10 protein-coding genes are annotated in these 12,751 nt (G+C 61.8%); 1 reads left to right on the top strand and 9 read right to left on the bottom strand.

Translation table 11 applies throughout. From position 1 onward, the window contains the following. Positions 1 to 635 (top strand): electron transfer flavoprotein subunit alpha/FixB family protein (locus D0Y60_RS16060; RefSeq protein WP_147324531.1); only part of this gene is annotated, 635 nt, incomplete at its 5' end. A 92-nt stretch (positions 636 to 727) separates the two neighbouring features. Here D0Y60_RS16060 and D0Y60_RS16055 read toward each other — a convergent pair. The 9 genes from D0Y60_RS16055 to urtD form a co-directional block, all read right to left on the bottom strand. After that, on the bottom strand, positions 728 to 1,591 hold the full coding sequence (locus D0Y60_RS16055) for a LysR substrate-binding domain-containing protein (RefSeq protein WP_281048154.1): 864 nt from the start codon (positions 1,589 to 1,591) through the stop codon (positions 728 to 730). 102 nt (positions 1,592 to 1,693) lie between these two features. Next, positions 1,694 to 2,899: an FAD-binding oxidoreductase gene (locus tag D0Y60_RS16050; protein ID WP_117370967.1), complete on the bottom strand. Its 1,206-nt coding sequence runs from the start codon at positions 2,897 to 2,899 to the stop codon at positions 1,694 to 1,696. Beyond that, positions 2,896 to 3,714 (bottom strand): NAD(P)-dependent oxidoreductase, encoded by an 819-nt coding sequence (locus D0Y60_RS16045; RefSeq protein ID WP_117370966.1) that lies wholly within the window; start codon positions 3,712 to 3,714, stop codon positions 2,896 to 2,898. Before D0Y60_RS16045 ends, D0Y60_RS16050 begins: the two co-directional genes overlap by 4 nt. Positions 3,715 to 3,726: 12 nt before the next feature. Further along, on the bottom strand, positions 3,727 to 4,932 hold the full coding sequence (locus tag D0Y60_RS16040) for a pyridoxal phosphate-dependent aminotransferase (protein ID WP_117370965.1): 1,206 nt from the start codon (positions 4,930 to 4,932) through the stop codon (positions 3,727 to 3,729). Next, positions 4,932 to 6,548 carry a hydantoinase B/oxoprolinase family protein gene (locus D0Y60_RS16035; protein WP_117370964.1) on the bottom strand — a complete coding sequence of 539 codons (1,617 nt, stop codon included), beginning with the start codon at positions 6,546 to 6,548 and terminating at the stop codon, positions 4,932 to 4,934. Before D0Y60_RS16035 ends, D0Y60_RS16040 begins: the two co-directional genes overlap by 1 nt. A 2-nt stretch (positions 6,549 to 6,550) precedes the next feature. Next, complete coding sequence (locus D0Y60_RS16030) at positions 6,551 to 8,629, bottom strand: hydantoinase/oxoprolinase family protein (RefSeq protein ID WP_117370963.1); 2,079 nt, start codon at positions 8,627 to 8,629, stop codon at positions 6,551 to 6,553. Further along, positions 8,626 to 10,308 (bottom strand): thiamine pyrophosphate-binding protein, encoded by a 1,683-nt coding sequence (locus D0Y60_RS16025; protein ID WP_199564208.1) that lies wholly within the window; start codon positions 10,306 to 10,308, stop codon positions 8,626 to 8,628. Before D0Y60_RS16025 ends, D0Y60_RS16030 begins: the two co-directional genes overlap by 4 nt. A 975-nt stretch (positions 10,309 to 11,283) precedes the next feature. Continuing rightward, a complete protein-coding gene (urtE, locus tag D0Y60_RS16015; RefSeq protein ID WP_117370960.1) occupies positions 11,284 to 11,979 on the bottom strand; it encodes an urea ABC transporter ATP-binding subunit UrtE in 696 nt (231 codons plus the stop codon). A 4-nt stretch (positions 11,980 to 11,983) separates the two neighbouring features. Then, entirely contained in the window at positions 11,984 to 12,748 is a 765-nt protein-coding gene (urtD, locus tag D0Y60_RS16010; RefSeq protein WP_117370959.1) for an urea ABC transporter ATP-binding protein UrtD, read from the bottom strand. Between the last annotated feature and the right edge of the window lie 3 nt (positions 12,749 to 12,751).

Raw genomic sequence — 12,751 nt, 5'->3', positions numbered from 1 at the left:
TGCCGCGCGTGGCCGCCCTGCTCGATGTCGCGCAGGTCTCCGAGATCGTCGAGGTCGTCAGTGCCGACACGTTCAAGCGTCCGATCTATGCGGGCAATGCCATCCAGACGGTCCAGTCCACCGATGCCAAGAAGGTGATCACCGTGCGCACGGCGTCCTTTGCCGCAGCGGGCGAAGGTGGCAGTGCGCCGGTCGAGACGATCGCGGCCGCAGCGAATCCGGGCCTGTCGACCCACGTCAAGGATGCGCTGTCCTCGTCGGACCGTCCCGAACTGACGTCTGCCAAGATCATCATCTCGGGCGGTCGTGCGCTCGGCTCGTCGGAGAAGTTCCAGGAAGTGATCCTGCCGGTCGCCGACAAGCTGGGTGCGGCCGTCGGCGCCTCGCGCGCTGCCGTCGATGCCGGCTATGCGCCGAACGACTGGCAGGTGGGCCAGACGGGCAAGGTCGTCGCACCGCAGCTCTACATCGCCTGCGGCATCTCGGGGGCGATCCAGCATCTCGCCGGCATGAAGGACTCCAAGGTCATCGTCGCCATCAACAAGGACGAGGAAGCACCGATCTTCCAGGTCGCCGACTACGGTCTCGTCGCAGACCTCTTCGAAGCCCTGCCGGAATTGCAGAAGGCGCTCTGAATCTGACCTTAGGTCAGGGCTTTTGCGACGATGATTTCACTGGAAAAAGTCGCCGCGTCCCCCCGAAATCATCTTCGCCTATGTTCATCTCGTCACCATTGCTCGGCAGCGATCCACTCACAGAAAGCAGAAATGATCTTGACGCGCTTATGGGCTCTGGGAACGACGAGATAGAAGCCAGGAACATCCTTTTTGTCCATCGTGTCCATGAGGTCGACGCCGAGCGGCGCGACAAGCGTGCCGGCCTCGATATCGGCCAGCGCATCGAGCCGTGAGACAAGCCCGACGCCGATCCCGGAAATACTCCCCCTTCGCATGGTCGCCGCATCCTGGAATTCGATCTCGCCGGCCATGTCCAGCGAGGGCAGACCGAGATGCGCCAGCACCTTGCGCCAGAGATCGCGCGCCATGACGGGATGGAGAAGCGTCATACGGCCGAGATCGGCGGGCGACGAGATCTGTTTGGCCAAATCCGGCGAGCAACAGATGATCTTCGGATCATGCATCAACAGCTTGACGTCATATTCCTTCCAGTTGCCGAAGCCCCACTGAATGGAGACGTCCACCTCGTCGGCCGCGAAATCGCGGACGTTGACCATCGTCGTCAGGCGAATATCGGCACCGGGCATACGCTGGCGAAAACGCTCCAGCCGCTCCATCAGGTAGCGCGTGGCGAAATATGGGCTGACATTGATGTTGATGCGGTTGCGATAGGTCGAGTTGGTAACGCGGCGGATGCCTTCGGTGAATTCGTCGAAACCAGCTTGGACAAAATGCGACAGAATGATCGCATGCTCCGTCGGCTCGATCACCCGTGCCTTGCGCTCGAATAGCTGCACATGCAGGGTATCTTCCAGCAGCTTGATCTGCTGGCTGATGGCCTGAGGCGTGACCAGCAGTTCATCGGCCGCGCTGCGGAACGTGCCTTGTCGCATAACCGCCCAGAAAGCGCGCAACGCATTGAGAGGGGGAAGCCGCGTGTGTTGTCCAGCCAAATTACCCCTCCCTCAGGGACCACAAGATATAGCCGCTGCGCCCGCCGGCGCAGCCGGTCGCGGTTATATCACGGCTTTTTCGAGGAAGGGCCGGTTTTCCAAAATTCGCTCGTAGCCGACCTCCGTCAGATCCAGTGTGCGATATTCGCCGTACGTGATCAACTCCGACACCCCGCGTCCCGTCGCCGGCCCCTGCTGCAGGCCATGGCCGGAAAAGCCATTGGCGAAAACGAAGTTGCGCACCACCGGGTGGCGGCCGACGACCAGATTGTGGTCGAGCGTGTTGAAGTCGTAGTGCCCGGCCCACTGATTCACCACCTTGATCGCTTCGAACCGGGGCGATCGTTCGGCCAGCGCCGGCCAGATGATCTCCTCGAATTCCTCGTAGCGCGGTTCGAAATCGTCCCAGTCGGCGGCCGGGTCTTCCACCGGCGGGCAGCCCGTCAGGAAGAAGCGGCCTTCGGGCCGGCAAAATACGCCGGACGGATCGATCATCAGGGGCAGCCGCCCCTGATTAACGGTGGCGGTTCCCTCCGGCGTATGAGCGCAATCGAAGACGAACAGAGTGCGCTTGCGCGGTTCGACCGGAATATCGAGGCCAGCCATCCGGGCGGTCAGCGCCGCGCGGGGGCCGGAAGCGTTGACGATCGTGCCAGCCCTGACCACCGCGCCGGACCTCAGTGTCACCGACGTCACGGCATCGCCGTCACGGCCGATGGCGACTGCTTCATCCGTGACATAATCGACTCCGAGCGAACGGGCCTTGTTCTTGAAGCCGTACATCAGGCCGGTATTGTTGAACCAGCCTTCGCCCGAACGACCGTAGGAAGCGAGCTCGATATCGGCGACATTGAGATGGGGGAAGGCATTCGCCAGTTCGTCGCGATTCCAGAGCACAACATCGGCACCGCAGGAAACCTGTGCTTCATGGTTCTCCTTGAGAACCTGCACCTGCTCCGGCGTGTTCGCGAGGAACAGGTAGCCGCCGGAATGGAAACCGAGATCGGGCCTGTCGTCGCCGACCTGCATCATCTCGCCGAAATTGCGGATTACCTCGGAGCCGTATTGGCTGATTTTCACGTTGATCGGATTGGAGAACTGCGTGCGGATGGAGGACGACGATAGCGATGTGGCCGCCTTGAGATAGGTCGGATCGCGCTCGATGACGAGTACGGAGCCATCGAAATCGGCATTAGCCGCGAGATAGTAGGCAACGGCGGAACCGATCACCGCGCCACCGACGATGACGACGTCATAGTGGTCTTTCATTTGGACACCTCATCGTCGGGATGGCCGATATCGACAAACCATCCGCCGAGATAGAGGGTGGACGGCGCCTTCGGATCGACGGGCGGCTTTTCCGCCTCCACCTTTGCGCGGAAGCGCTCGGTATTGTCCTGCGGCACGTAGCCGAGATGGCCGGCGCGGCCATTGTCCACCGGTTTGACGGCATTGTCGGAGAGGCCGAAGCTGATCGTGTGGCCGACGCGCGGCGCTGTCAGGCTGGCCGTCACCAGGCGGATGCAATCCTCGAAGGACAGCCAGGACCAGAGCATGCGGCGATCCGCCGGTTCCGGGAATGAGGAGAAGATGCGCAAGCACACGCTCTCCAGCCCGAACTTATCCCAGTAGAAGCGGCTCAGCGCCTCGACGAAGCATTTGGAGACGCCGTAGAGGCTGTCGGGACGCACCGGCGCGTCCGTATCGATATGCGCTTCCAGCGGATGATAACCGATCGCATGCACGGAGGAAGCGTAGACAACGCGCTTGACGCCGTGTTTCCGGGCGGCCTCGTAGATGTGGTAGCTGCCGCGGATATTGGCATCTAGGATATCTTGCCAGGGGCGTTCCAAGGGAACGCCGCCGAAATGCACGATGGTATCGACACCCTCGACTGCCTTCGTCACGGCGACCTCGTCCGCGAGATCGAAGACCATCGCCTCCTCGTTCGGCTGCAAGTCCTTGATCTCGCCGATATCGGCCAGCCGCAGTTTGTCGGCGAGCGGCGCAAGACCGCGGCGAAGTTCCGTGCCGAGCCGGCCGGCGGCTCCCGTGATCAGAATGGTTTTGTAGAGCTTGGACATTCTTCGTTCCAATCAGAATTCGAGTTTGGCGACGGCGGCCGCGATACGCTTCACCGCTTCTGCCAGAACCGCCTCGGAGGTCGCCGTTGAAATGCGAAAGAAGGGCGAAAGACCATAGGCCGTGCCCGGAACCGCCGCCACATGCCCCTCGTCGAGAAGGTATTTTGCGACTGCCACGTCGTCTTCCAGCGTCTGGCCGGCGGGCGTTTTCGCACCTATCAGCGCAGCACAGCCGATATAGGCGTAGAAGGCGCCCTCCGGCGGATCAAGACTCAGTGCATTGATCTTCGCAATACCTTCGACCACGAGATCGCGGCGGCGCTCGAACTCCACTCGGAATTCGGTGACGCAATCCTGCGGTCCCTCAAGTGCCGCCTTGGCCGCGATTTGCGCCGGGGCGGAAACCGACGTGCAGGACTGGCTCTGGATCGTCGCCATTGCCTTGATCAGGTTCTTCGGCCCAGCGGCATAACCGACGCGCCAGCCGGTCATCGCGTAGGCCTTGGACATGCCGTTGACGATCAGCGAGCGGTCGCGCAATTCCGGGCAGGCCAAGCCGAAGGAGACGAATTTACGTCCGTCGAAAAGGATATGCTCGTAGATTTCGTCCGAGAGGATCATGACATCAGGATAGCGGGCAAGCACCGCACCGAGCGCCTTCAGCTGCGCCTCGGTATAGACCGCACCCGAGGGATTGCCGGGCATGTTGAGGAACAGCCAGCGGGTCTTTTCCGTCAGCGCCGCTTCCAACACTTCCGGCGTCAAACGAAAGCCGTTTTGTGCCGAGCAAGCCGGGGTGACCGGCACGCCGCCAAAAAGCTTCACCATTTCCGGATAGGAGACGAAGTACGGCGCGGGCAGTACCGCCTCGTCGCCCACCTCGAGCGTCGCCATCAGCGCGTTGAAGATAATCTGCTTGGCACCATTGGCCACCGCGATCTCGTCGATGGCGTAGTCGAGGCCGTTTTCTCGTTTGAACTTGGCGGCAATTGCCTTACGCAGGTCAGTGGTGCCGAGCGAGGCGGTGTAGAGCATGCGCTCCTTGCGCGCCGTCGCGAAGGCGGCCTCGGTGATATGGGCGGGGGCCGGGAAATCCGGCTCGCCAAGACCGAGGTCGATCACGTCGATGCCCGTCGCCGCCAGATCCTTGGCGGCCTGCGAGACGGCCATGGAAGCCGAGGGTTTGACGGCGGAAAGCCGGCTGGCGATATGGCTCATCACTTCGTCTCCGTCACATAACCCTTGGACAGGTCTTCGGCCTTCGCTTCGGACGAACGCTCGTCCGGGTTGCCGAAACCGCCCCCGCCAGGCAGCTCCAGCACCAGCCGGCGGCCCGCCGGCACGTGTTGCCAGCCCTTCGGTCTGAGCTTCGTGCCGTCGTCGAGCTTCGCCGAGCCGGGTGCGCCATCTTCGCCACCATCGCGCCCGCGTGCCGGCGTCGCGATGCGGTCGAACATTGCCGAAAAATCGAATTCATGCCCTTCGGCGGGTGCGATCTCGATGATCTGGCCGAGACCGCCGCGATATTTGCCGGCGCCACCGGAGTCAGGACGCAACTCCTTGCGCCAGACAACGATAGGGCCGGTATGCTCAGTCGCCTCGATCGGCATTGTATGCACGCCCGAAGGGAAGGCCGTGGAAGACAGGCCGTCGACGCCCGGACGCGCGCCCATGCCGCCGGAGTTGAACATCAGCACCTCCGCACGCCGGCCGGATACACCGGCGACCGGGCGGGCCGAAATGTGGATGTTCCACAGGGCGGCAGCACCCTCGGCGAGAATCTGCCCCGGAAGCGCCTTGGCAAGCGCACCCAGCACGAGATCCGGCACCATATGGCCGATGACGTGGCGCACGGAAACCGGAGCCGGGCGCGGCGCATTGAGGATGTTGGTGGGCGAGGAAACGTTGAAGACGGCCAGAGAGGCCGAGTTGTTCGGAATATCTGGCGCTACCACGCATTTCAGCGCGTAGCAGGCATAGGCCTTAGTATAGATCAGCGGCACGTTGATGCCCCAGCGGCTCACGCCATCCGTGCCGGAGAAATCGACATTGACGCCGCTGTCGGTGATCGCGACCTCGGCCGCGAGCCTGATCGGCACGTCATAGCCGTCCGTCAGCATGTCGTTCGTCCAGGCCCCCTTCGGCAGGCCGGCGATACGCTCCATCGTCGCTTCATGTGTGCGCGACAGGATGAAGTCGCCGAGTGTGTCGAGATTGTCGTAGCCGACCTCGTCCAGCATCTCGATCAGCCGCTTGTGGCCGACGTCGTTGCAGGCGGCGAGCGAATAGAAGTCGCCGATCACCTGGTTCGGCTCGCGCACGTTGAGGCGCAGGATCTTCAGCAGATCCTTGTTCACGACGCCGCGCTCAGCAAATTTCATGATCGGGATCTGAATGCCTTCCTCATAGACCGACTTGCCGTCTGCCCCGAAGCCGCGTCCACCGACATCGACCACGTGGGCCGTGCAGGCGAAAAAGCCGATCAGTTCCTCGTCCTTGAAGGAGGGCGAGACCATGGTGATGTCGTGCAGGTGGCCGGTGCCCTTCCACGGATCATTGGTGACATAGGTGTCGCCCGGATACATGTCTTCGCGCGGGATTTCGGCGATGAAGTGCAGCACGGCTTCCGCCATTGTGTTGACGTGGCCCGGCGTGCCGGTGACGGCCTGGGCAAGCATCTCGCCCTTGGCGTTGTAGACCCCCGCCGAGAGATCGCCCGCCTCGCGCACGGAGGTGGAAAACGCCGTGCGCAGCAGCGTCAATGCCTGTTCTTCAACGACCGAGATCAGGCGGTTCCACATAACCTGCATGCGGATTTCATTGATATCGCTCATGATCAGTGCCCCTTGCGCACGAGGAGAATGGTGCCGTCGATCTGGATGACGGCATCGAACGGCGACGTGACGATGGTGGATGTTTCCCGCTCGACGATGACGGCGGGGCCAGCCACCCGTGCACCCGGCGACAGGGTATCGCGCGACACGATGGCCGTTTCCAGCGTCTTGCCGGAGGCAGGATCGAAAACGGCCCGGTGCACGGGCGCGGATACGACGGCGCCATCCGTTTCGAGAGCGAACCGCTCGCCTTCGGGTCGCACATCCTGCGCCTTGACCGACCAGGTGACGAACTCGATTTCCGGCCCTTCCACGGCGCGGCCAAAGAATTGAGCGTAGCGCTCCTTGAAGGCCGCCTCGATCATCACCGTATCCGCCTGCGTGAAAGCGCGTTCGGGCAGCGCCACCGGGATTTCCCAGCCCTGCCCCGAATAGCGCATGAAGGCGGTGATCTCGCGGATGATCTCGCCATCCGTCCCGGCACGTACGAAGCCTTCAGCCGTTGCCTTGAGGTCGTCAAGCATGGCGTTGACTGCGACGGCATCGAACTTCGACAGACGCATGACCATCGAGGCGAGCGCTTCATAACCGAACGGCGCCTTGAGGAAGCCGATGGCTGAACCCACACCCGCCCCTTGCGGAATGAGGCATTGGTCCACGCCCAGTTTTTCGCAAAGGCGGGCGGCATGCAGAGGTGCGGCGCCGCCGAAGGCGATCATGATGTTCTCGGAGATATTCTTGCCGTTCTCAACCGCATGGACGCGCGCCGCATTGGCCATGTTTTCGTCCACCACCTCGACGATGCCGAAGGCGGCGGCCTCGGTGGCGAGCTTCAGCCGGTCGCCGACATCACGCGCAATCGCTGCACTGGCGCCCTCGACCGAAAGCCTGATCTTGCCGCCGGCGAAATTGTCGGGATCGAGCTTGCCGAGCACGAGATCAGCATCGGTGATCGCCGGCCTTTCACCGCCCCGCTGATAGCAGGCTGGACCCGGCTCGGAGGCGGCCGATTCCGGGCCGGCCTGGATGCGACCCATGGCGTCGACCCAGGCGATGGAGCCGCCACCTGCTCCGATCTCGATCATTTCGATGACGGGAATAGAGATCGGCATGCCCGATCCCTTGCAGAAGCGATAGGTGCGCGCGACCTCGAAGGTTCGCGCCGTATGGGGCTGGTAGTCCTCGATCAGGCAGATCTTCGCCGTCGTGCCGCCCATGTCATAGGAAACGACACGGTCGAGGCTGAAACGACGGGCGATGTCTGCGGCGAAGATCGCTCCGCCCGCCGGGCCGGATTCGACGAGGCGAACCGGGAATTCTGAGGCCGTCTCGACCGAAATGAGGCCCCCGCCTGAATGGATCATGAAGACCGGGCACCGTGCGCCCATCTCCTTCAGTCGAACCTGCAAGCGCGACAGGTAATCCGCCATCTGCGGGCGCACATAGGCATTGGCGCAGACCGTGTTGAAGCGCTCGAACTCGCGCATCTGCGGCGAGACTTCCGACGAGATGGAGATCGGAATCGAGAGCTTTTTCGACAGGATTTCGCGGGCACGCTTCTCGTGCGCCGGGTTCATGTAGGAATGGATGAAGCCGATGGCGACGGCCCCAAAGCCGCGCTCCGCGATGATATCCGCCAGCGCTTCCAGCGCCGCCTCGTCAAGCGCCTGAAGTTCTCGGCCCTGCGCGTCTATGCGGCCTTTGACCGGAAAACGATCCTCGCGCGGGATCAGCGGCTTCGGCAGCACGAGGCTGAGATCGTATTGTTCGAAACGGTTTTCCGTGCGCATCTCGATGACATCGCGAAAACCTTCGGTGGTGATAAGCGCGGTGCGGGCACCACGGCGCTCGATGAGCGCGTTGGTGGCGAGTGTCGTGCCGTGGATAACGATGTCGATATCCTCTGGCGCGATGCCCGCATCCCGGACGACGATGTCGATGCCGTCGAGGATCGCCTGTTCCGGTGCCGAGTAATTCGTCAGCACCTTCGTCGAGAAGAGCAAGCCGCGCACATCGAGCGCGATGTCCGTAAAGGTGCCGCCGATATCGGCGCCGAGGCGGATGTCGTGACGTTGTGTCATGCGGTTTCCTTTGCAGAAAGAGCAGCCTTGCGCATTTGGCTTAGCGTCTGGCGCGGGGTCAACGCCTCGGGTGAGATGTCGAGATCGAGAAGAGCGCCGGTTTTCGATGCGCGCGCCCGTTCGAAGGCGGCGGCGAAGTCAGCCGTGGTTTCCACGCGCTCGGCCTGGAAGCCGTAAGACTTCGCCAGGGCCACGAAATCCGGATTGAGCATAGTGGTGCCGGAAACGCGTTCCGGGTAATGCCGCTCCTGATGGGCGCGGATCGTGCCATAAATGCCGTTGTTGAGCAGCAGGATAATAGGCTGTGCCCCATGCTGGAGGGCGGTCGCCAGCTCCTGGCAATTCATCTGAAAATCTCCGTCGCCGGCAAAGCAGACAACGGTGCGCTCGGGATGGGCGATCCGGGCTGCGATGGCTGCCGGAACCCCATAGCCCATCGCGCCGGATTGCGGGGCAAGAAGCCGGGCCTTCGGCCCGAATTTGAAGAACTTGTTGGGCCAGACCGTGAAATTGCCCGCGCCATTGGTCAGGATGACATCGTCAGGCAGAATGTCGTTGAGAAACGCCGTCACCTTGCCCATATCCACCGGCGAAGGCATATCGGGAAGCTCAAAGCCCTTTTCGTAAGCCGCCCGACCTTTGGCCCGCCATTCTGCCCATCCCCCTTTGACGGGCTCAAGGGCACCCAGAGCCTCCGCGAAAGCGTTAGGGCCGGCATGAATGCCAAGCGCCGGGCGATAGACCTTGCCGATCTCCAGATCCGAACCGTGGACATGGATAATCTGCTGGCGAGGCTGCGGCACATCGAACAGAGTGTAGCCGTCCGTCGAATTTTCCCCGAAGCGGTTGTTGATCGCGAGGATGACATCAGCATCGCGCAACAATTCCTTGACCGAGGCAACCATGCCAACACCGGCTTCGCCGCAGAAGGTCGGCGAGGCGTTGTCGTACTGGTCCTGATAGCGGAAGACGGAAACCACCGGTATGTCGGAAGCCTCGGCAAAGCGGCGCACGGCAGCCATCGAGCCTTCGGCCCAGTTGCAGCCGCCATAGAGGACGACGGGACGCTTTGCCCCTTCCAGCATCCGGCGCAGCCGCTGCATGGCGGACGCCGACGGCGCGGGCTCGGCGATCTCGACAGGGCCGGACAGCGGTGCGGCGCTCGTGAGCGAGGTCAGCATATCCTCGGGCAGCGCGATTACGATCGGGCCAGGACGTCCCGAAACCGCGAGTGCCCAAGCACGCGAGAGGATTTCTGGGATCCGTCCAACTTGATCGATCTCGACGGCCCATTTGGCCATGGTGCCGAAAACCGCCTTGTAATCCACTTCCTGAAAGGCTTCCCGCCCCTTCATGTCGGTTCCGACCTGACCGACGAAGAGGATCATCGGCGCAGAATCCTGCATGGCCGTGTGAACGCCGATCGACGCGTTGGTGGCGCCCGGACCGCGGGTCACGAAACAGATGCCCGGCTGGCCGGTCAGCTTGCCGTAAGCGGCAGCCATGAAGGCGGCGCCGCCTTCGTTGCGGCATAAAACATAGTCGAGACGCCCTGCCGTGTCGTGCAACGCATCGAGGACGGCGAGATAGCTTTCCCCCGGCACACCGAAGCTCTTCGTCGCCCCCAGCGCCAAAAGGCACTCGACGAGCAGCTGTCCTCCATTGCGTTCCATAGTCATGTTCCTATCGTTCAATGATATGAGATTGAGAAGTTGGCCCCGATAGCAACGAGAGAGCTGCAAACCCAAATGCCGGAAAGGCGGCTTTCCCGAAGAGAGATGGTGGACAAAAAATCCGCTGTCCCGGACTTCGTCGGTAAGGGCGCGTGCAAAGCCGTCGATCGCGCTTTTCGCGTCCGCATCGCCATGGAAAGCATCCCGAAGGCTCCGCGGCGCCGTTCGATCAACAAAGGCAGGATGGCTCTGGCGATAGGCAGCGTAGCCGATAGGTCCACTTCGAGCGCCGTATCGATGTCGGCCTCCGCCAATCCCGGGAAGTGGATCTCCTCCGACCATCGGAGCGCTGCGTGGACGAAAACATCGGGTTCCAGCCCTTCCGCGACGGCGGGTTTATATTCGTGATCCCTCAAGTCCACAGCCGGCGGCACGGCTGCATATTCACTGCGCATCTCGCCGAGTTCCATGCGATCACGACCAGGCGCGTGCACCTCCCAACCTTCTTTTGCAAGCATCGTGGCGATCGCGCGTCCGGGAGCCCGCGTCGCCCCCGTGACAAGTGCGTTCGTCATTACACGATCCCTTTGAGGCGCGTTGAAACATGCCTGCGGAAACCATCAGCTTAAACGAAGAAATTGGCGCGCTTAGACAAGTTCTTCTTGTTACGGTCTTGTCACCCGTAGTGCCAATCCGGAAGAAAGTTTCCGCCTCTCTGGCAGCTGGGAGCTCGCGTGCTCCAAAGTGTGCTGTCGATTATCGAACGATTTTGAAACGTTTTCCCGTAGCAAGAAATAGGGATTAGACCGCGTGGATACTTCCACCTTGGTTGCTAACGAGCCGTGGAGAACGTTAGAGGTCAAAATTCAACCTTGAGACGGTGGTGTTGGTATTGAATCAGCCGACGGCTTGCTGGGTGTCTTTGGCGGCGCGTCGTCGCTCACTATCGATGTAAACCTATCCAGTCGGCCGCGGCCCATGTCATACGGTCAGATGTCGGCGCACCTCGGGCATGTCCAGCGTTTCGGCAGCACCCTCATGTACGATCTCGCCGCGGTCCATTATGTAAACATAGTCCGCCAGCTCTCGACAAAAATCGAGATATTGCTCGACGAGCAGGATGGCCATGCCGGTGGAATCGCGAAGATATTTGATCGCCCGGCCGATATCCTTGATGATCGATGGCTGAATGCCCTCGGTCGGCTCGTCGAGCACGAGGATTTTCGGTCGCGTGACGAGCGCGCGACCGATGGCGAGCTGCTGCTGCTGACCGCCCGAGAGGTCGCCGCCGCGCCGGCCCAGCATGGATTGCAGCACGGGGAACAGGCTGAATATCTCGTTCGGAATGAAGCGGTCCGAGCGCTTGACGGGCGCATAACCGGATTCGAGGTTTTCCTTCACCGTGAGCAGCGGAAAAATTTCGCGGCCCTGGGGTACATAGCCGATGCCCTGCTTGGCACGGCGATAGGGCGCCATGCCGTTGAGCTTGACGTCATTGAACGTGACGGCACCCGACGACAGCGGGTGCTGACCGGTGATGGCACGCAGCAGACTGGACTTGCCGACGCCGTTTCGGCCAAGAACGCAGGTGATCCTACCCATCTCCGCATTGAGCGAGATACCGCGCAGCGCCTGTGCGGCACCGTAATGCAGGTTGGCCTTTTCGACGGTCAGCATGGTCTCATCTCCCCAGATAGTTTTCGATGACCCTCTGGTCGGCGCTGACGAAGTCGATCGAGCCTTCCGCCAGAACGGAACCCTCGGCCAGGCAGGTTACCTTAACGCCCAGGTCACGGATGAAGCCCATGTCGTGCTCGACGACGACGACAGAGCGAGTCTTGGCGATTTCTTTGAGCAGGATCGCGGTTTCCGCCGTCTCCGCATCGGTCATTCCGGCCACGGGCTCGTCGACCAATAGCAGTTCCGGATCCTGCGCGAGCAGCATGCCTATCTCCAGCCACTGCTTCTGCCCATGGCTGAGATTGGCGGCGAGGACATCCCTTCGGTCGGCGAGCCGGACCGTCGAGAGGATTTCCTCGATGCGCGAGCTGTCCTCGACTGTCAGACGATAGAACAGCGTCGAGAAAACGCCGCGATTGCGGTTGAGCGCCAGCTCCAGATTGTCCCAGACCGTGTGGCTTTCAAAGACCGTCGGCTTCTGAAACTTGCGGCCGATACCGAGCTGGGCGATTTCCGCCTCGTCCTTCTGCGTCAGATCGATCGTGCCCTTGAAGAAAACCTCACCTGCGTCCGGCCGGGTCTTTCCGGTGATGATGTCCATCATCGTGGTCTTGCCGGCACCGTTCGGGCCGATGATGGCGCGAAGCTCGCCGGGTTCGATGACGAACGACAGTGAATTCAACGCCCTGAAACCATCGAAGGAGACGGAGACGCCGTCAAGATAGAGGATGCTGGTGGGCTTTGCGTTGCTTGCGAGCGTATTCATGCC

Origin of the sequence: Shinella sp. WSJ-2 (assembly GCF_003432075.1) — a bacterium.
Classification (GTDB): Bacteria; Pseudomonadota; Alphaproteobacteria; order Rhizobiales; family Rhizobiaceae; genus Shinella.
The sequence above is the reverse complement of the archived record's forward strand: the minus strand, read 5'-3'. Positions and strand labels throughout refer to the sequence as shown.